Annotated in this window: 14 protein-coding genes and 1 pseudogene; 7 read left to right on the top strand and 8 right to left on the bottom strand. The window is 73.5% G+C overall.

The annotated features are described in order from the left end of the window. Positions 1 to 72: 72 nt before the first annotated feature. Together ACFYZL_RS10530 and ACFYZL_RS10525 are read left to right on the top strand one after the other, a co-directional pair. Positions 73 to 1362: an ATP-binding protein gene (locus ACFYZL_RS10530; protein WP_384581068.1), complete on the top strand. Its 1290-nt coding sequence runs from the start codon at positions 73 to 75 to the stop codon at positions 1360 to 1362. A gap of 319 nt (positions 1363 to 1681) precedes the next feature. Next, a complete protein-coding gene (locus tag ACFYZL_RS10525; protein ID WP_384744922.1) occupies positions 1682 to 2005 on the top strand; it encodes a DUF6191 domain-containing protein in 324 nt (107 codons plus the stop codon). Here ACFYZL_RS10525 and ACFYZL_RS10520 read toward each other — a convergent pair. The 5 genes from ACFYZL_RS10520 to ACFYZL_RS10500 all read right to left on the bottom strand — a co-directional run bounded on the left by ACFYZL_RS10520 (position 1983) and on the right by ACFYZL_RS10500 (position 7285). Next, complete coding sequence (locus ACFYZL_RS10520; protein ID WP_384744921.1) at positions 1983 to 2606, bottom strand: hypothetical protein; 624 nt, start codon at positions 2604 to 2606, stop codon at positions 1983 to 1985. The two genes, ACFYZL_RS10525 and ACFYZL_RS10520, sit on opposite strands and share 23 nt — an antisense overlap. Beyond that, positions 2603 to 4213, bottom strand: a complete 1611-nt coding sequence (locus ACFYZL_RS10515) for a serine/threonine-protein kinase (protein WP_384744919.1) — start codon at positions 4211 to 4213, stop codon at positions 2603 to 2605. The genes ACFYZL_RS10520 and ACFYZL_RS10515 overlap by 4 nt, the downstream gene beginning before the upstream one ends. A 106-nt stretch (positions 4214 to 4319) precedes the next feature. Beyond that, positions 4320 to 5576 carry a Tm-1-like ATP-binding domain-containing protein gene (locus ACFYZL_RS10510; protein ID WP_384744917.1) on the bottom strand — a complete coding sequence of 419 codons (1257 nt, stop codon included), beginning with the start codon at positions 5574 to 5576 and terminating at the stop codon, positions 4320 to 4322. A 59-nt stretch (positions 5577 to 5635) separates the two neighbouring features. Further along, the gene (locus ACFYZL_RS10505) at positions 5636 to 6139 is read right to left on the bottom strand and encodes an NUDIX domain-containing protein (RefSeq protein ID WP_388677904.1); all 504 of its coding nucleotides are present in this window, start codon (positions 6137 to 6139) and stop codon (positions 5636 to 5638) included. A gap of 30 nt (positions 6140 to 6169) precedes the next feature. Continuing rightward, positions 6170 to 7285 (bottom strand): cation diffusion facilitator family transporter, encoded by a 1116-nt coding sequence (locus tag ACFYZL_RS10500; protein ID WP_388677901.1) that lies wholly within the window; start codon positions 7283 to 7285, stop codon positions 6170 to 6172. Between the two features lie 179 nt (positions 7286 to 7464). Between ACFYZL_RS10500 and ACFYZL_RS10495 the strand changes: the two genes are divergently transcribed. Genes ACFYZL_RS10495 through ACFYZL_RS10485 form a run of 3 tightly spaced genes read left to right on the top strand, consistent with a single transcriptional unit; the run spans position 7465 to position 11443 of the window. Then, positions 7465 to 9840 carry an FHA domain-containing protein gene (locus ACFYZL_RS10495; protein ID WP_384744913.1) on the top strand — a complete coding sequence of 792 codons (2376 nt, stop codon included), beginning with the start codon at positions 7465 to 7467 and terminating at the stop codon, positions 9838 to 9840. Next, positions 9837 to 10469, top strand: a complete 633-nt coding sequence (locus ACFYZL_RS10490) for a hypothetical protein (RefSeq protein ID WP_384744912.1) — start codon at positions 9837 to 9839, stop codon at positions 10467 to 10469. Before ACFYZL_RS10495 ends, ACFYZL_RS10490 begins: the two co-directional genes overlap by 4 nt. Continuing rightward, positions 10469 to 11443: a serine/threonine-protein kinase gene (locus tag ACFYZL_RS10485; RefSeq protein ID WP_384744910.1), complete on the top strand. Its 975-nt coding sequence runs from the start codon at positions 10469 to 10471 to the stop codon at positions 11441 to 11443. The genes ACFYZL_RS10490 and ACFYZL_RS10485 overlap by 1 nt, the downstream gene beginning before the upstream one ends. 69 nt (positions 11444 to 11512) lie before the next feature. Here ACFYZL_RS10485 and ACFYZL_RS10480 read toward each other — a convergent pair whose 3' ends face one another. Next, complete coding sequence (locus ACFYZL_RS10480; protein WP_384744909.1) at positions 11513 to 12760, bottom strand: streptophobe family protein; 1248 nt, start codon at positions 12758 to 12760, stop codon at positions 11513 to 11515. Between the two features lie 184 nt (positions 12761 to 12944). Here ACFYZL_RS10480 and ACFYZL_RS10475 point away from each other — a divergent pair. Both ACFYZL_RS10475 and ACFYZL_RS10470 read left to right on the top strand, forming a co-directional pair. Further along, a pseudogene (locus tag ACFYZL_RS10475) lies at positions 12945 to 14153 on the top strand (DUF6777 domain-containing protein); the annotation flags it as partial. A 782-nt stretch (positions 14154 to 14935) separates the two neighbouring features. After that, positions 14936 to 17005, top strand: coding sequence for a SpoIIE family protein phosphatase (locus ACFYZL_RS10470; protein ID WP_384743955.1), 2070 nt, complete (start codon positions 14936 to 14938; stop codon positions 17003 to 17005). A 23-nt stretch (positions 17006 to 17028) separates the two neighbouring features. Here the strand turns inward: ACFYZL_RS10470 and ACFYZL_RS10465 are convergent, their stop codons facing one another. Both ACFYZL_RS10465 and ACFYZL_RS10460 read right to left on the bottom strand, forming a co-directional pair. After that, on the bottom strand, positions 17029 to 17802 hold the full coding sequence (locus tag ACFYZL_RS10465) for a DUF4328 domain-containing protein (RefSeq protein ID WP_388677895.1): 774 nt from the start codon (positions 17800 to 17802) through the stop codon (positions 17029 to 17031). A 79-nt stretch (positions 17803 to 17881) separates the two neighbouring features. Then, on the bottom strand, positions 17882 to 19867 hold the full coding sequence (locus tag ACFYZL_RS10460; RefSeq protein ID WP_388677892.1) for an ABC transporter permease: 1986 nt from the start codon (positions 19865 to 19867) through the stop codon (positions 17882 to 17884). Between the last annotated feature and the right edge of the window lie 17 nt (positions 19868 to 19884).

Raw genomic sequence — 19884 nt, 5'->3', positions numbered from 1 at the left:
CGGAGGTGCGTGATCGGCCCGCCCCCTGGCCCCTAGCCTCGCCGCAGGAGCACGAACGAGGGGCGGTACCCGGTGAACTGGCTCATCCACGACTACCGCGAGAGCGATCTCGCAGCGGTGGTCCACCTGATCGACACCACGGCGGAACTCGGCCAGGAATCCGTCTTCTCGCTCGCCGAGTGCATCAGCGCCCTCACGGACCGGCAGCCCTGCGTGGTCGCCGTCCACCAGGGCGTCCCGATCGGCGCGGCCCTCGCCTGCGTCACCGGCGAGCGGGCCTGGGTCATGCGCATCGCGATCGCCTCCGGCTGGCGCGGCCGGGGCCTGGCCAGCGCCCTGCTCGTCGAGCTGGAGCGGCGCCTCATCGCCGCCCGCGTCGGCCGCATCGCCTACGTCCTGCCCGAGGAGGACCTCCTCGGCGAGGGCCTGCTGAACGCCGGATACACCCGGCAGCCGGCGGTCGCCTACTTCGAGAAGACCGAGCCGCTGCACGGACCGGCGGCAGGTCTCCTCGACGACCTCGGCGGCCGTTTCCTCCCCAACGACCTGTGGACCAAGGTCGCCGGGATGGAGAAGGAGAAGGACCTCATCGAGCGGCGCGTGGTGCTGCCGTTGGCCGAGCCCGAGCGGGCCGCCGCCCACGGAGTGCGGCCGCCGCGCGCCATCACCCTCTTCGGCCCGCCCGGCACCGGCAAGACCACCTTCGCCCGCGCCATCGCCTCCCGGCTCGGCTGGCCCTTCGTGGAACTGCTGCCCTCCCGGCTCGCCGACGGCGGCAACCTGGCCACCGCGCTGCGCGACGCCTTCGCCCGGATCTCCGAACTGGAGCGGGTGCTCGTCTTCATCGACGAGGTCGAGGAGATCGCCCCCGTGCGCAGCGAGCCCGCACAGCCCGGCGGGATGCACGGCGTCACCAACGAACTGCTCAAGCTGATACCCGGCTTCCGCGAGGGCGACGAGCGGCTGCTGGTGTGCGCCACCAACTCCATCCGCTCCCTCGACCCGGCCTTCCTGCGGCCGGGACGCTTCGACTACCTGATCCCGATCGGCACCCCGGACGCCGGTGCCCGCGCCGCGATCTGGTCGCGGTACACGGCCGGGCGGGCGGACGTCGACGTGTCGGCGCTCGTCGCGGCGACCGAGCTGTTCACCCCGGCCGACATCGAGCACGCGGCGCGCATCGCGGCGCAGGTGTCCTTCGAGCGGGACCTGGAGGCGGTGGGCGCTCGGGGCGCGGCGGCCTCGCAGCTCGGCGCGACCACGGCGGACTACCTGGAGGCGGTCGCGCAGTGCCGGCCGACGGTGACCCCGGCCATGACGGGCGAGTTCGAGGCCGACATCACGGCCCACGCCCGCTTCTGAACTCCGTCCCCCGGTTGCGGCGGGGGACGGGTACGCAAGTGGCCCGCGGTCGCTCCCCAAAGCGACCGCGGGCCTCCCGCGCGGACTTGGCATCCATGCGGGACGGCCACGCTCCGGTTGGGGTGTTCGCCGGCTGGAACGTGACGCGCATCGGTGCCGGAGGGCGTCCTGCACGCCCTCGTCAACACATTCGAGTCTGCCGGTGGGCACCCGCCGCGGGCTTCGGCCGGACGGCCACGACCACCTCGGCCGAAAGGCCGAAAGATGGGAAGACCGGAAGACCGGAAGGCCGAAAAGGTGCTTCGGTTACTGTCGGGCCATGGGCTTTGTCATCTTCATGACGCTCCCGGGGCTGGCGATGCTGCTCACCGCGATGGCGTTCCTCGACCTGGCGCTGGTCCGAGCCGGCCGCGCCGGTCTGCTGCCCTGGCGGTGGAACGGCCGCCAGGGGCAGATCTCGAGCACCGGTTTCGAGCAACTCCACGCGAGTTTCTCGCCGGGCAAGCAGAACGAGCTGAAGGAACGCCAGAGCGCCCTCGTCCTGCGCGACGACGAGGAGGACGGCGCACCGCCCCGCACCCGAGTCGACCTCGACGGCGGTCTCGCCGTCATCCGTCTGCCTATTGGCGGCAGTCGTACGTGAACTCCACGGCCGCCGTGCGCCGCTCGGGCGTCAGCAGCCGCAGCTCGGCCCTGGCCGGGTAGCTGCCCCGGCCCTGGAAGGTCCACAGCAGGTGCAGCCGGGTCTCCCGCTGCCCGCTCGGCACCCGCTCGGTCAGCTGCTCGGACTGCGTGCCGTCGCTCCGCACCCAGCGGTAGGCCAGGGTGCCCGGACGTCCGTCGGTGCCGACGACGGCGACCACGTCGGCCGCCGCGTCGCAGGCCGGGCCCTTGGGATCGGTGGTCACGGCGAGGGTCCGGACGTGCAGGGCGGGCCCGAACCGCTGCCAGCCGAGGTACGCGAGGACCGCGAGCAGCACCACCGCGGCGAGGGCGTACCGCCGCAGGCCCGCGCCCCGGCGGTGCGGCGCAGGCCCGGCGGGCACGGTCACCGGGAACGGCGCGGGCATGGCCGCGGTGACCCCGGGCCCGAAGCGGAGCACGGAGCCCTCGACCCGGTCGGGTGCGACCGCGCCGGGCCGTTCGGGGCCGGCGAACCAGTGGCTGCCGAGGACGGTGGCGCTGTACTCCTCGTCGCCGCTGCCCGAACCGTCACTGGTGAGCTTCCGGGTGACGTCGTTCATGCGGGAACGCACCTCCGCTTGGACTGGATGCTGTGCGTGCTCGGACCGGATCCGGCCGCCGGCGTGGTGGTGACCCGGACGCCCCAGTAGCAGCCCGCACCGGTGAAGGTGTGCGCCATGGCGGGCTGATCCGAACCGACGGCGTACTGGTACACGCTGGTGCCGTCGGGCCGCGCGAACGGGTCGCCGGCGTCGCCGGTGAACCACTCGAAGGTGACCTTCACGTTCCCGGTTCCCGATGCCTTCAGGAGCACCGCGGCCCGCCCCTGGTCCAGCGCCGTCTGGATGAGGGTCACCCGGGCCACGTACACCTCGACGGGTGGAGTCGGCGGCGCCGTCGTGGGTTTGGGGGTCGTCGGTTTCGGCGTGGGGCTCGGGTCCGGGCTGTACGACGGCGAGGGAGACGCGGACGGCGACGCGCTGGGCGAGGCGGAGGGACTCGCCGGGGCGGACGGCGACGGCGTGGCGGAGGGCGACGCGGACGCGGAGGTGCTCGGGCCGGCTGTCGGCGCGTTCTGGCCGGGAGGGGCCGCGCTCGTCGTCGCGAACGCGCTGAGCGCCGCGGCCCTGCCCGGGGACGCGCCGAGCGCGTCCGTGGTCAGGACGAGCGCCGCGCCCAGCACCAGCGCCACCCCGGCCGCCAACAGGCCGCGCCGGCCGGGGGCCCAGCTCGAACCGCCGCGCAGGGTGGTCGTCGCCACCGCCGTCGTACCCGCCCCGGACGCGGCCGCCGAGGGGAACAGCAGCGGCAGCAGGGCGGCCAGCGCCGCCAGCTTGCGCTGCCCGCGCTCCTCCCAGTCGGGGCCGTACGCGGCGAGCGCCACGCCCTCCAGCTCCGCCACGAACGCCTCGGCGTTCTCCGGCCGCTGCTCGGGCTGCTTGGCCAGACCGCGCCGGATCAGCGGCCGCACGGGCTCGGGGGCCTCGGTCTCGGGGACCGGGGCCTCCATGTGCTGGACGGCGAGCTCCGCGAAGTTGTGCCCGTCGTAGGGCTTGCGGCCGGTGAGGCACTCGAAGAAGGTCGCCGTCGCCGCGTAGACGTCGGCGGCGGGGGAGGCGGGCCGGCCCTGCCACTGCTCGGGTGCCATGTAGGCGGGGGTCCCGGCCACACCGGGCGTCGCGCCGCGGTTCGCGGCGATGCCGAAGTCCACCAGCTTCGAGGAGCCGTCCGCCGAGACCAGCACGTTCTCCGGCTTGTAGTCGCGGTGGACGACACCCGCCCGGTGCGCCGCCGCCAGACCCAGCAGGGAGCCCTTCAGGACCACCAGGGCGGCCTCGGCGTCCGTCTGCCCGGACTGCTTCAGCAGTGCGCGCAGCGAGATCCCGTCGACCAGTTCCATCACGATGGCGGCGCCGCCGGGCGCCTCTGCGTATTCGACGTATTCGTACAGCCGAACCACGTGCGGGGAGCGCAGGTCCCCGAGCAGGCGCGCCTCGGCCCGGAACTCCCCGACGAAGGCCGGGTCCTCGCGCAGCCGGTCACCGAGGTACTTCACCGCGACGGCCGTGCCCGTGCCGTCGTGGACGGCGAGCACCACGCGGCCGCTGCCACCCGAACCCAGTTCCCGGACCTCCGTATAGCCGGGGACCGTCCACGTGTCCGTCATCGCCTGAGTCCCCCGCATCCCGGTTCGTCGAGGTGGCCGGTCGGACGACCGGCCACCCCCCAGGACACTTTTCCGCCACGGCCGGTTCCCAACCGGGCCGGGCGGCTCAGGCAGCGGCCGACACCGCGCCGATCATGGCGTGCAGACGGTCCGCCGCGGCGCGTCCGAAGGCCGGGTCGTTGATGTGCGTGTCGTAGTCGTGGAGCCGGGCGGTGCTGCCCCGCAACCCGTCGCGCAGCGCCGAGAACAGGGCCCGGTCCGCGGCCGGGTCGTGGTAGGGCCCGCCCGGTGCGCCGAGCGTGGACAGCCCCCGCAGCGGGACGCACACCTCCGTGGGGCCGGTGGCCGTGCGGAGCTTCGCGGCGACCCGGCGGCCGAGCTCCGCGCATTCGGCCTCGGTCGTACGGATCACGGTGATGGACGGGTTGTGCACCCGGACCCTGCGGTACCGGACCCGCTCGGGCAGGGTCTCCACCGGCCCGAACTTGACCATGTCCAGCGCCCCCAGGCTCACCACCTGCGGAATCCCGGCCCGCCCGGCCGCGCTCAGCCGGTCGGGACCCGCGGTGAGGATGCCCCCGCACAGGTCGTCGGCGAGTTCGCTGAGCGTCAGGTCGAGGACGCCCGCGAAGACGCCCTGGCCTGCCAGGGTCTCCAGGGTGCGGCCGCCCGTGCCGCTGACGTGGAAGACCAGTACCTCGTAGCCGAGTTCCGTCAGCCGCTCCCGGGCCGCGTCCACGCCGGGTGTCGTCACCCCCGCCATGCTCGCCGCGACCAGTGGCCGCGAGCCCGTGCCCAGCCGTGCCGGGCGGCGCAGTTCCAGGGAGGCGCGGGCGAAGCCCCGGGCCATTCCGGCGGCGGCCTCCGCCGCGTTGGCCAGGACCGGCGCCGAGATGCTGTTGATCCCCGCGATGTCCACGACGCTGTACATCATCGTGATGTCCGAGGACCCGACGTACGGGGACACGTCCCCGGACGCCATGGACGAGACCATCAGCTTCGGTACGCCGAGCGGCAGCGCGCGCATCGCCCGGGTCGCGATGGACGTGCCGCCGCTGCCGCCGATCGCGAGCACCGCGTGCAGCCGGCCTTCGGCGTGCAGGCGCAGCACGGTCGCTTCCGCGCCCCGGGCCATCGTGGTGACGGCCGCGCCCCGGTCGGCGGCCGTGCGCAGCTCGGACAGTTCGGCTCCCGCCGCCCGGGCCACCGCTTCTCTGGGGACGTCCGCGGGCACGCGGGGTTCGCCCATGATGCCCGTATCGACCAGTACCACCTCGACGCCGGCGCGCAGCAGCCTCTCGCGCAGCCAGCCGTACTCGACACCCTTGGTGTCCAGGGTTCCCACCAGCACGACGTTCGTCATATGTGCAATGTCCACGCAGGTGGGGTTTGGTGGCAAGTAAAGGTCGGGTCAACGTCCGATCAATCCTCCAAAAGGGTCAACAGTCGTTCCAGAAACGGAACTTGAGCGGGAATCAGTTTCGACTGCGCCGTCGAGGGAGCGAACCAGGCCACCCGGTCCAGCTCGGGGAACTGCCGCACGGTTCCGGAATGCGGGGGCCACTCCAGGGAGAACGTGCCCGGCACCATCAGCGCGGGGTCGAGGTCCGCCTCCACCGCCCAGATGGTGACCAGCTTGCCGCTGCCGAGGCGCACGTCGCCGAGCGGCAGGTACTCCCCCTCGGGAGGGGGCATTCCGAGCTCCTCGGTGAACTCCCGGCGGGCCGCGTTCCGCGGTGTCTCGTCCGCTTCGTACTCCCCCTTGGGGATGGCCCAGCCCCCGGCGTCCCGCCCGGCCCACAGGGGGCCGCTCATGTGGCCGAGAAGGACCTCGATCCCGTGGTCGGGCGGGGGGCCGGCCATCCCGCCCGTTCGCACCGTGCGCCGGAAGAGGAGCAGCCCGGCACTGCGTTTCCCATGGCTCATGGGCACATGTATGCCCCGCCGGACGCGGACTCAGTGGTCGTGCGGGCCCTGACGGTGGACCGGCCCGTGCGCGTCCGCGCAATGCGAGTCCGCGGGATCCTCGCCCGGGCGCCCTACCGTGAGCAGGGAGTCCTGCACGTGGTCCACCTGGAGCGTGGTGTGCGTGATCCCGTACTCCTTGGCCAGCAGCCCCTCGAGGTCCCGGCGCACCGCGTGGCAGTCCCCGCCCGGCTCCACGAGCACGTGCGCCGAGAGCGCCGCCTGGCCGGAGGTGATGGTCCAGATGTGCAGGTCGTGCACCTCGGTGACCGGCGGCCGACCGACGAGCCGGTCGCCGACCGCGTCCGGGTCCACGTGGGCCGGCGCGGCTTCCAGCAGGATCCGGCCGGACTCGCGGATCAGCCCGTAGCCCGCCTTGACCATCAGCACCACCACCACGAGCGTGGCGATGGCGTCGGCCTGCCGGAAGCCGGTGGTCAGGACGATCAGACCGGCCACGGCGGTGCCGATGAAGGCGAACAGGTCGTTGAGGATGTGCTGGAAGGCGCCCTCGACGGCGAGGGACGAACGGTTCGCCCGGGAGATGCACCAGGCCGCCACCACGTTGACGACGATGCCCGCGAGCGCGGTCACCAGGACCAGGCCGCCCTCCACCGGCGGCGGATCCAGCAGCCGCCGTACCGCCTCGTACGCCAGCCACGCCCCCAGCAGGAGCAGGGTCAGGCCGTTGGCCTGGGCGGAGAGTATTTCCGCGCGCTTGAGCCCGTACGTGAACCCGCCGCGGGCGGGCCGCGCCGCCAGCCGCATCGCGATGAGCGCGAGGACGATCGAGACGGCGTCCGTCAGCATGTGGGCCGCGTCGGAGATCAGGGCCAGCGAGTGGGCCATGATGCCGATGACCACCTCGACGGCCATGAACGTGGTGATCAGGCCGAGCGCGATCCCCAGCCAGCGGCGGTCGGCGTCGGCGGACACGCCGTGGCTGTGGCCGCCGGGTCCGTGCCCATGGTCGTGCCCGTGCCCGTGCCCGTGCCCGTGCCCGTGGCCGTCGTCGGGCCGCGCCGTCCCGTCCTGCGCGTGCCCGGCCGCGTCGTGAGCGTGATCGCTCCCGTGCCGGTGGTCGTGAGCCTGGTCGAGCCCAGACATGGGGTCCCCCGTCTCCATCGCACACCCGTGTGTTCGGGTCCGTCGCTCGAAGTGAACCGCACCCGGACGAGATGGGCAAAGGCTGCAACGGGGACCGTTGTCATTACCCATAAGAGGCCTCTGACCTGCGGCGATGTCACGCCGCTGCCGCGCCGGTCGGATCGTGGGAAAATCTGCTCATGGTCCAGCGCCCCGGTGTGCCGACCGCGCCCGAGCTCGTCCTGGAAACCGACCTCGGCTCCACACGGATGAGCCCGGGCCGGAGCTACCACGTAGGGCGCGACCCCCTCTGCGAGATCTGCCTCGACGACGCCCGCGTCTCCTGGCACCACGCGATCCTGCGCCCCGAAGGAGACCACTGGACGATCGAGGACGAGGGCAGCACCAACGGCACGTGGGTCGACGGCCACCGCGTCCAGGAGTGGAGCGTCGGAGTCGGCACCGAGCTCCGCTTCGGCAGCGTCGAGGACGGCCCCCGAGCCGTCGTCGTCGGCCGCACCCCCACGGCCGTCGGAGCCTCCCGGCCGTCGAGCGTCTCCAACCCGGGAATGACCGGCACCTTCCGGCAGCCGACCACCGTGCGCCCGCTGGCACCCAGTACCGCCGTGCGCATCGGCCGCGCCCCCGACAGCGACCTCGTCATCGACGACCTCGTCGTCTCCCGCCGGCACGCCGAACTGCGCTCCCTCCCCGACGGCACGTACGAGATCGCCGACCTCGGCAGCCACAACGGCACCTACCTCAACGGAGCCCGCATCGACGGGGCCGCCCGCCTCTCCGAGGGCGACATCGTGGGCATCGGCCACTCCGCCTTCTGCCTCGTCGGCGACCAGCTCCAGGAGTACGTCGACACCGGCGAGGTCTCCCTCGACGTCGAGGGACTCACCGTCACCGTCGACCAGGGCCGCAAGACCCTCATGGACGGCGTCTCCTTCCCCGTGGGAGCCAAGTGCCTGCTGGCCGTCGTCGGCCCCAGCGGCGCCGGCAAGTCCACCCTGCTCGGCGCGCTCACGGGGCTGCGCCCCGCCGACAGCGGCACCGTCCTCTACGACGGCCGCGACCTCTACCGCGACTACGCGGAACTGCGCAGCCGCATCGGCCTCGTGCCCCAGGACGACATCCTGCACGCCCAGCTCACCGTCCGCCGCGCCCTCGTGTACGCCGCCGAACTGCGCTTCCCGCAGGACACCGCCAAGGCCGAACGCGAGGCCCGGGTCGACGAGGTGATCCGCGAACTCGGCCTCGTCCAGCGGGCCGACCAGCCGATCCACAGCCTCTCCGGCGGCCAGCGCAAACGCGTCTCCGTCGCCCTGGAACTGCTGACCAAGCCCTCCCTGCTGTTCCTCGACGAACCCACCTCCGGCCTGGACCCGGGCATGGACCGCTCGGTGATGCACATGCTGCGCGGCCTCGCCGACGACGGTCGCACCGTCATCGTGGTCACCCACAGCGTGCTCAGCCTCGACGTCTGCGACCGGCTGCTGTTCCTCGCGCCGGGCGGCCGCGTCGCCTACTTCGGCCCGCCGCAGGAGGCCCTGGCCTTCTTCGGCTTCGACGAGTGGCCGGAGGCCTTCGAGGCGTTCGAGACCCAGCAGGACCGCGACTGGGCGGGTGCCTACCGCGGCTCCCCGGAACACCGCCGCTACGTCGACGTCACGGCCCACCGGGCCCGGCCCGCCGCCGGGGCCGCGGAGCCCCTGCGCGCCGCGCCCCTGCCGCCGCCGAAGGCGCAGAGCTGGGGCGCCCAGCTGTCCACCCTGATCCGCAGGTACGCCGCCGTGCTCTCCGCCGACCGCACGTTCCTCGTCATCATGGTCGCGCTGCCGTTCATGATGGGGGCCATGGCCCGCGCGCTCGCCGGCAGCACCCTCACCGCGGATACGGCGCTCAACGCCCTGCTCATCCTGACCATCGGCGGCGTGCTCACCGGCGCGGCCAACGCCGTACGCGAACTCGTCAAGGAGCGCGTGATCTACCAGCGTGAACGGGCCGTCGGGCTGTCACGCTCCGCCTACTTCATGTCCAAGGTGGTGGTCCTCGGCGCGATCACCGTCGCCCAGGCCGTCGTGCTGACCCTCGTCGCCCTCGGCGGAGTGAACCTCAACGCCCCGCACGGCAGGGGCGTCGTCATGCCACCGCTCATCGAGATCACCCTCGCCGTGGCGCTGCTGTCCTTCACGTCGATGATGCTCGGCCTGCTGATCTCCGCCCTCGTGCGCAAGGAGGAGGTCACCATGCCGCTGCTGGTCCTCCTCGCCATCGTCCAGGTCGTCTTCTGCGGCACCCTGCTCAAGCTCTACGACGTCGCCGTCCTCGAACAGGTGGCCTGGCTCGCACCGGCCCGGTGGGCGATGGGCGCGATGGGCGGCACCATCGACGTCGGCGCGATCGTCCCCGGCAAACTCACACAGGACCCGATCTTCGACCACAGGACAAACGTGTGGCTGGTGAGCATCGCCATGCTGCCGGTCCTGTCCGTGCTCTTCGGACTGGTGGTGTCCCGGCTGCTGCGCAGGCACGAGCCGGCCGTCATGCGGAAGCAGCCGAAGCGATGACGTTCCCCGACGCGGTCGCCGACTTCAACCCGACGCACGTCGTCCCCCAGGAGGGCATGCCCGCCTGGGAGTCCCCCGACGCCACCCGGCCCACCGTCCCCCTCGACCCCTTCCTGCCCGTCCAATTGCTCTCCCGCAGCGGGGACTGGGGCGAGGTGCTCTGCGCCAACGGCTGGTCGGCCTGGGTGGACGGCCGCCTCCTGGTCGCCGTACCGCAACCCCCGCCCACGGCCGCCGGGAGGCCACCCGTCCGCGGCGAGGACCCCAGGCCCCAGCTCGCCCGGAGCACCCAGACCGTGGAGCGCTACCGGCGGGCCGTCGAGGAACTCGCCTCGGGGCGCATCGACGCCGAGGCCTTCCGCCGCTCGGTGCGGGGCCTGCGCGCCGGAATCGTGCTCGACGGGGAGTCGGTCTGGCTCTACGACGAGGCGACCGGACGGTGGCTCTACGGGGACGGCACCCACCTGAGCACCTACGCCGTGGCCGCGGGACCGGGCGCGTCACCCGACGCGGAGACCGACGCGCTCGGCGTCCAGCTCGACGTACTGCCCGACGGCGCCGACGAGCCGCCCGCCGGACCGGTGGGGCACGCCCCGACCCAGATCGTCAAAGACCCCGGGACCAGGTGATGGGCGAGTCGCCCGGCGCGGAACCGGCCCCCGGCCGCCCTTCCGACCTGCGGGGGAAGCAGATCGCCGGATACCTGGTGGAGAGCGAGATCGGTCGCGGCGGCATGGCGGTCGTCTACCGCGCCCGGGACCTGCGGCTCGACCGGACGGTGGCGCTCAAGCTGCTGGCCCCGCAACTGGCGCGCAACGACACCTTCCGGCAGCGGTTCGTCCACGAGTCGAAGGTGGCCGCGGCCATCGACCACCCGCACATCGTGCCCGTGTTCGAGGCGGGTGAGACGGAAGGGCTGCTGTACATCGCCATGCGCTTCGTGGCCGGGCAGGACCTGCGGGCGATGCTCGACCGGACCGGTCCGCTGCCGGTGGGGACGGCCGCCCGGATCACCGGGCAGGTCGCCTCGGCACTCGACGCGGCGCACGACCACGGCCTCGTCCACCGGGACGTGAAGCCCGCCAACATCCTCGTCGCGGCGGGCACGGACAGCGAGCACCCGGAACACGTGTACCTGACCGACTTCGGCCTGACGAAGAAGTCGCTGTCGCTGACCGGGTTCACGACGGCCGGGCAGTTCGTCGGAACCCTGGACTACGTGGCACCGGAACAGATCTGGGGGAAGCCCGTGGACGGCCGGTGCGACGTCTACAGCCTCGGCTGCGTCGTCTACGAGGCCCTCGCCGGCGCGCCGCCCTTCCGGCGCGACGACGACATGGCCCTGCTCTGGGCCCACCAGTACGATCCGCCGCCCCCGCTCGGCTCCCACCGGCCCGGCCTGCCCGCCGCGGTGGACGAGGTGCTGGCGAAGGCCCTCGCGAAGTCGCCGGAGGACCGCTGGAACACCTGCCTGGAGTTCATCGACGCCCTGCGCCGCACGGACACGGGGCCGGAGGAGCGGGCGGAGGCCGGACCCAAGGCCCCTCCTCCCGTGCCGACACCGCCGCGCTGGGCCCTGCCGGTCTTCCGTACGGAAACCTGACCCGGTCTTCCGCGCCGACATCTGGCCCGACACGCCCCGACCCGGCCTTGAGGGAGGCGTGCCAACCCGTCACCGCCGCACCGGCTCGGCCGGTTCCTCCACCCTGCCGCCACGGTGCAGGGGCCGGGCCAGCAGGGCGCCCAGGAACCCGGCCACCGCGCCCCACAGGAGCGCGAGGCCGACGGTGCGCCCCAGGACCGCGGCGAACTCGACGGTGCCGCCCAGGCCGTCCACGTCGCCGATGCCCAGGAGGGACAGCCCGAACCGGGCCTGCACCCCGGCCAGCAGACAGACGGTGAGCGTACCGAGGGCCAGGGCCACGCCCAGATGGAGCGCGTGCTGCCAGGGACGCACGTGGGTGGGGGAGCGCACGGCCGTCAGCACGCCCGTGCCGAGCAGCAGGACCGCGGCGACCACCACCAGCCACCACGCCCGCGCGTCCCGTTCGGCGAGGGAGGCGACGTCGATCGTGGACAGGTCGGGGCCGCGCAGGGCCTGGTCCAGCAGCTGCGGCATCGGCAGCCCGAAGGGCCCCTCGACCTTGCCCTCCCAGGCGCCGCCGAAGCCCAGGGTCAGCGCGGGCCAGACGAGGTTGGGCAGCCCGAGCAGCAGCACGGCGAGGGTCCGCGCCGCGTGGCCCTGCGTGGCGGCCACCACCAGGCCGACGACGATGCCGACGACCACGTACGCGAGGAGCAGTACGACGGTGGCGAAGGCGGCCGGCCGCAGTGCCGTGTGGAAGCGCACCAGCCGGGCCGGCAGCGGAGCGCGGCGCGAGACGAGCAGGGCGACGAGCAACAGCCCCAGGATCCAGAGCAGTCCGAACAACAGCGTGGGGCCCAGGTCGCCCTCGAATCCCACCTTCGGCGCGGAGTCGAGGAGTTCACCGATCTGGCCCAGGGGGTTGTCCCCGGTGGAGATGGCGAAGGTCTGGCGGGCGAGCAGGGTCGCGCCCATGAGTACGAGGAGCCAGATCACCACCAACGGGACGGCCCGGCCGAGGAGTTCGCGGGGCCGCGCCACCGCCCGGTTGTGCAGCGGGCGCAGGAAGAGCCAGCCGGCCGTGAGGGCGCCGGCGAGACTCACCGAGAGCGGCAGCAGGGACAGGCTCGCCTCGGCGCCCCCGAGGACGCCCGCGCCGCCCGTCACCTCCACGGACCCGCCGGCCGCCATCACCACCACGGCGGCGACGACCCGGGGGTACGCGCCGCCCGGCAGATCGACGGCGTCGGCACAGGCCAGCCCGGCCGCGGCGACGGCGGCCATCACCGCGAAGGCGGCCAGGACAGCCACCAGGGCGTCGCGCAGTGCCCCCACGGAGCCCCCCGGCGATGGTGATCGCGTCGTATGGCTCACCCAGCCACCGTAGGCAGGCTCGGCTTGCGGGCACCACCTGAACGGCGCACACAATGGTCCGGCAGGGAACTCCTCCTCCTGGGAAGAAGAGCCCGTGACCACGCAACCTTCCGGCAGCCAGCCGCCGTCACCAGACCGCCCCTCGGTGCCGCCCTCCGGCCGCCCCACGGGGCCCCCTTCCGGCCCGCTCTCGGGCGGGCAGCAACAGGGTCCGCCGCCTCCGCCGCCGTCCGCGCCGCCCGGCGGCCCGGGCGCACCCGGCGGCCCGGGCGGTCCCGGTGACCAGCCGAAGGGCCCCTGGTGGCGATCCGTACCCCGGCTCGCCACCGTGCTCGTCGCCGTGGCCGCGGCCGTGGCCCTGGCCGTGGTGCTGACCAGGCCCAGCGGCGCCCCGCAGGCCGACCGCGAGGTGTTCCTCCAGCCGGCCGCGGCTTCGGGCCCCGACCCCTTCACGCCGTCGACGGTCACGAAGGAGGGCGCCCAGCAGCCACCGGCGAGCCCCACGCCCACCGCGCAGCCCACCGCCACACCGGCCGGAACACGGAGCATCAGCGGTTCCTCACCCGGCGTGTACGGGGGCACGAAGAACTCCGCCAGCTGTGACGTGGAGAAGCTGATCAGCGACCTCTCGGCGGACCCCGCCAAGAACGCCGCCTTCGCCTCGGGCCTCGGCATCCAGCCGGCGGCCGTCCCGGCGTACCTCCGCTCGCTCACCCCGGTGCAGCTGCGGATGGACACCCGGGTCACGAACCACGGCTACCAGGACGGCAAGCTCACCACCTACCAGGCGGTGCTCCAGGCCGGGACGGCCGTACTGGTGGACGACCGAGGGGTGCCGCGGGTGCGCTGCGCCTGCGGGAACCCGCTCGGTCCGCCGGTGGCGCTGCAGGCCAACCCGAAGCGCTACGGACAGGTGTGGAACTCGTACCAGCCGTCGCAGGTCGTGGTCATCGCACCGGCGCCGACGATCGTGCACAAGTTCGTGATCTACGACCACCAGGACCGGCGTTGGTACGAGCGTGACCGTGGCGACCACCACGGCAGGCACGACCGGCCCGTCCCGCCGCCGGTGATCGTGACGCCGACCCTGATACCGCCGACGCGCACCCCGACCCGGACGCCGACGTCGACCCCGACGACCACGCAGACCCCGACCACGACCCCGACGACCACCAAGACCCCGACGACGACGCCCACCACGACTCCGACCACAACGCCCACCACCACCCCGACCACGACGCCGACCACGACGCCGACGTCGACCCCGACCACGACTCCGACCTCCACCCCGACGTCGTCGGCCTCGCCGTCGGGATCCGAGTCGCCCTCGAAGTCGCCTTCGCAGTCGCCGTCCACCTCCCCGTCCCCGTCCCCGTCCACTTCGCCTTCGGCGTCCCCGTCGGCATCGGCCTCGCGGTCCGCGCCGGAATCACGGTCGGCGTCCCCGTCGGAGACCCGGGCACGGTCCGCCTCGCCGTCGGTCCAGCGGAGCCAGGTGGAACCGGTACCGCCGGCCCCGCGGACGACGCCGGCGGCGCCTGAACCCCCGGTCGCGACGCAGCCCCCGCCGCCGAGCGCACCGCCCCAGGCGTCGCCGCTGCCCCCGAAGCCGTCACCGCCGCAGCCTTCACCTCCCGCCCGTCCCACGCAGAACAGCGACGGAGGAGCCGGCAACGACAACGGTGGCAACCAGAACGGCGGCAACCAGAACGGTGGCAACCAGAACGGTGGCAATGAGAACGGCGGCAACCAGAACGGTGGCACCGGCAACGAGAACGGAAACCAGTAGGAGATGACCGGACGGGCCCCGGTCGAGGCAGGTGATCCCCTCACCCGCCTCGACCGGGGCCCCATGTCGTCCAGACCGCCCCCGCCGACGGGCCCCGTCGTGCAGGATGGCGAAGGACCCATGGGAGGGGTAGGGGTGGGACGACAAGATCTCCGCCTCCGAGCAGCTCGCCGCCTCGGGGATCGGGTGGCCTGCGGGGAACCCGGATCTGCTGGAACTCGCCTTGTTCGACGGCGTCTGGGATCCGGCAACCGACGCCTGATCGGAAGGCGGGTCGGGCGAGCGGTCGGCGGCGGGTCTGCGTTCCTTTTTCTGCCGATGTGACCGGAGGGTGAGACCCTGGCTGCATGGCCCAGAGGGGAAGGAACCCCGAGGTCGATTGGCCCGCGCGCCCGGACAGGAGCCTCGCGCTCAACCGCATGGGCACGTTCGACTGGGACCTCGGCAGCGGTCGGATGCATCTGGATCCCACCGCGCTGGAGGTCCTCGACCTGCGCCCGGACGAGTTCACCGGGACTCCCGCCGGACTGCGCTCGCGCATCGCTCCGGCCGAGGAGGCCCGGCTCGACGCCCGTGTCGCGCAGGCGCTCAAGGACGGCCGCAGCCACTACGGGGCGTACGTGCGCAGCCGCCGCCGGGACGGATCACCGGCCTGGACGCACATCCAGGGGCACATCCTGCGGGAGCCGGACGGCCGCCCCTACCGCATCATCGGGATCCTCCGCGACGCCGCCCACGACCCCGGCGAGCCCGGTGCCGCCGGGGACCAGGCCGAGGGGCGCCGCCGGATGACCGGGGTCGTCGAGCGGACCACGGCGATCCTCGCCCACGCCCGTACCGTCAACGACGTCACCGACGTCCTCAAGGACCCCGAGGCCCTCGGACACCTCGGCGCGGTCAGCGTGATGCTCGGCATCGTGGACGGCGGCCGCATCCACCTGGTCGCGGAGGGGCAGCTCGGTACGTACGTGCCCGAGATCGAGTACACGCGGATCGACGCGCAGTTCCCGATGAGCGAGGCCGTGCGCACGATGCAGCCGGTCTACCTGTCCGCGCGGGAGGAGTTCCCGCGCCGCTACCCGCTGCTCTGGCCGTACATCGAACCGCTCTCCGTGCGCAGCGGCGTCTACCTGCCACTGATCGCCCAGGGCCGCGTCATCGGCGCCCTCGGGCTCCTCTACGCACGCGAAGGCGATTTCACCGCCGAGGAGAGGAACGTCCTCATGGCCCTCGGCAGCGGCATCGCGCAGAGCCTCCAGCGGGCCATCCTCTTCGAGCAGGAGCACGACCTGGCCGAGGGCCTCCAGCGGGCCATGCTGCCCCGCCGGATCCCCGAGGTGGCGGGCGCGCAGATCGCCGTACGGTACCGGTCCGCCCGGATGGGGCGGGACATCGGCGGCGACTGGTACGACGTGATCCCCCTCGGCGAGGGCCGGGTCGGGGTGATGATCGGCGACGTGGAAGGGCACGACACGGACGCCGCCGCCGTCATGGGCCAGCTGCGCATCGTGTTGCGCGCGTACGTCGTCGAGGGGCACACCCCGGGCACCGCGATGGCCCGCGCCTCCGCCTTCCTGCGGGAACTGGCCACGGAACGCTTCGCCACCTGCACGTACGCCGAGGTCGACCTCACCACGGGCATGTTCCGCACGGTCCGCGCCGGCCACCTCGACCCGATCGTCCGGCGCGGCGACGGCAGCTCCCACCGCATCCAGGTGGCGGGCGGGCTACCGCTCGGACTGCCCCCGCGGGAGAACGGGGAGAGCGGCTCCGGCTATCCCGTCACCAGCCTCGAACTGCACCCGGGCGACACCCTGCTGCTGTGCACGGACGGCCTCATCGAACGGCCCGGAGCGGACTCCGACACCGGGATGCGGGAGCTGATGGCGGCGGTCCGGACGGGCCCCGCGGACGTCGAGGAACTCGCCGACCTGCTGTGCGAACTGGTCGGGGACTCCGGCGGCGGGGACGACATGGCCCTGCTCCTGCTGCGCCGCCGCGGCACGCCCCCGGCGCGCGGCGGCGGCCCGCTGTCCCAGAAGCTGGAGCCCGGCGACGCGGAGGCCCCGGCGATGGCCCGCCACCTGATCCGGGCGGCTGCGGCGGCCTGGGGAGCCCGGGACCGGGCCGACGAGATCGAACTGGCGGCGGACGAGCTGATGACGAACGCCCTGGTCCACACCGAGGGCGGCGGCCAGGTCAACATGCGGCTCACCGCGGACGGCCGGATCCGGATCGAGGTCGAGGACTCCAGCAGCGCCCTGCCGAGGCGCCGCGAGGCCGGGGACTGGGCCGTGTCCGGGCGCGGCCTGATGCTGGTGGACCAGCTCTCGGACCGGTGGGGCGTGGAACCCCGGGGCGCCGGGAAATGCGTCTGGTGCGAGTTCGCGGCGACCGCCCCGGAGCATGCCGCGTGAAGCCCGGGCCCCGGGGGCGGACCTCAGACCACGGCGTTCGGGCCCTGGGCTGCCTTGGTGTTCTGCAGGGCCGTGAGCCTGCGGACGAAGACGACGGCGAGCACGGCGGCGGCCACCATGAGCAGGTCGGAGACGACGCCCACCGATGACGCGCTCCGCAGGGCCTCGGGGGTCTCGGCCCGCGCGTAGACCACGCTGAACACGCGGTCGCCGATCACCGCGAGGACCCAGAGCGCCCACCAGGCGCTGACCGGCGCGGTGGAGACCTGCCGGTAGGAGCCGTCCGGCGCCTGCTGCGTGCTCGCCGCCCAGATCTCCAGTGCGGTCCGGTACGGGAAGAACAGGTTCCCGAAGGGGATGAACCAGCCGCCGATGGCCCAGCCGCGGGTCTGGGTGAACCCGTCGCGGCGGAAGATCTCGCCGTTCACGCGCACGCGGTAGAACCAGGTCACGAAGAGGGCCGCCGTGCCGATCAGTGTCAGCAGCTGGAGAGAGCCGGCCGTGCGGGTCATGACGTCCGACAGGTTCAGGGAAGCCTCCGAGACCGTGCCCGGATCCGCGATGAGGTCCGTCATCAGGGACCGGGCGTACACGTTGGCGCCGGCCGCGTAGAGATTGACGGCGGCGGCGATCGACAGCACGATCGTCAGCGCGGTGGCGAGGCCCTGGGGCGAGCGCAGGACGTCCACGAGCGGGGGCGGGTACTGCCCCGGGTACCGCCCCTGGGCCGGGTACGGCTCCCCGGGCTGCGGCTGCGGCTGCGGCTGCGGCGGTGATCCGGGCGCGCTGAAGGACATGACGGTGTACCCCCCACGGGAACGTGTGTGCCATGCGACGTAGTGCCCGTGCACCGGCGCGGGCTCCGCTGAGCCTACGTCACAGACGTACGAGCGTGACCTCCGTCGCCTTCACGCTGGTCCACACCTCGGAGCCGTCGACGATCGCCAGTTCCGCGGCCGCCTCCGGGGTGATCTCCGCGACCAGGTCGGGAGCCCCGTACGAGGAGACCAGCACGCGCAGCCGGCTGCCGACCGCGGTGATCTCCCGTACGGTGCCCTGCCAGACGTTGCGGGGGCTGCCCGTCGGCTGCTTCCGGTGCACCGACACCGCCTCCGGGGCGATGATCGCGAGCGCCTGGGCGCCTTCCGGGAGCTTCTCGGCCACGACGAGCCGGCCGCCGGCATCGAGGGCGAGCCCGTCGGCGGACGCCGTCCCGGGCCAGGCGTTGCGGCCCAGCATCCGGGCCACCCAGGGGGAGCGCGGGTGCCGGGACACCTCGGCGGGAGGGGCGTCCTGGAGGGTACGCCCGTCGGCGAGTACGAGGACGCGGTCGGCCAGCGACACCGCTTCCACGGGATCGTGCGTGACGATGAGGCAGACCCCGCCGAAGCCGGCCAGGTGCGTGCGCAGGGTGTGCCGCACGTGCGCCCGGGTCGTCTGGTCGAGGGCGGCCAAGGGCTCGTCGAGCAGCAGGAGCCGGGGCCGGGCGGCCAGGGCGCGGGCCAGGGCCACGCGCTGGGCCTGGCCGCCGGACAGCTGGGCGGGCTTGCGCTGCGCGAGGTGGCCCACGCCGAGCCGGTCCAGCCACGCCTGCGCCTCGCGCCGCGCCTCGGCCCGCGGGACGCGGCGGGCCCGCAGCCCGTACGCGGTGTTGGCCAGGGCGCTCAGGTGCGGGAACAGGGCGCCGTCCTGCGGGACCCAGGCGACCTGCCGTTGGTGCGGAGGCAGGGCGGTCACGTCGGTGTCGCCGAGCCGCAGTTCGGCGCGGGCGCGGGGGGTGAGGCCGAGCAGGGCGCGCAGCAGGGTGGTCTTGCCGGCGCCGTTCTCGCCGACCACGGCGATGGTGGTGCCGGGTTCGGCTTCGAGGGTGAGCTGGTTGAAGCCGGTGACCGAGGCGTGCAGGCGCCAGTGCCCGCCGGCCGGGACGGGCTCCCCGGCCGGTTCCGCGGACTGCCCGGCCGGTGCCCCGGCGGGTGCCGCGGCCGGTTCCGCGGTCGGGGCCGGGGCCGCCGGTTCGTCGGCCGTCACCCGGGACCCCGCAGGGCCGGCCGAGTCGGCGGCGGGGGTCGGTGTGCTCGTCCAGCGCCCCCGCAGGGCGATGAGCACGGCCATCGCGATCGCGAGGAGCAGCAGCGAGACGGAGGTGGCGGCCTCGGGCCGGTCCTGGAGCAGCAGGTACACCTGGAGCGGCAGCGTCTGGGTGGTGCCGGGCAGGTTCCCCGCGAAGGTGATGGTCGCGCCGAACTCGCCGAGCGCCCGGGCCCAGGTGAGGGCGGCGCCCGCGATCAGTCCCGGAGCCACCATCGGCAGGGTCACGGTGAAGAACACGCGGACCGGCGGGGCGCCGAGGGACGCGGCGGTTTCCTCGTAGCTCTGCTTGAGGCCGCCGAGGGCCCCCTCCAGGCTGATCACGAGGAACGGCATCGCGACGAAGGTGGCCGCGAGCACCGCGCCCGAGGTGTGGAACGGCAGGACGATCCCGAACGTGCCCTCAAGCCACGGGCCGATCAGTCCGCGGCGCCCGAAGCCGAGCAGCAGGGCCACACCGCCGACGGTCGGCGGCAGCACCATCGGCAACAGGACCAGCGAGCGGACCAGGGCCTTGCCCTTGAAGTCGACGCGGGCCAGCAGCCAGGCCAGCGGCACACCGAGCACCAGCGAGAGCCCGAGGGCCCAGAGGGACACCACCAGCGAAAGCCGCAGGGCCTGGAGCACACCGGGGCTGGTGAGGTGGGCGGTGAGCTCGCCCCACTGGGTGCGCGTCAGGATGCCGATCAGCGGCAGCAGCAGGAACGCGACGGCGACCAGCGCGGGCAGCGCCAGGGTCACGGGAGGCCGGGTGCGGGTGCGGAATGTGCTCATCAGGTTCCTGGCTGGGC

The sequence above is a fragment of the Streptomyces sp. NPDC001717 genome, from assembly GCF_042892775.1.
Taxonomy (GTDB): Bacteria; Actinomycetota; Actinomycetes; order Streptomycetales; family Streptomycetaceae; genus Streptomyces.
The sequence above is the reverse complement of the archived record's forward strand: the minus strand, read 5'-3'. Positions and strand labels throughout refer to the sequence as shown.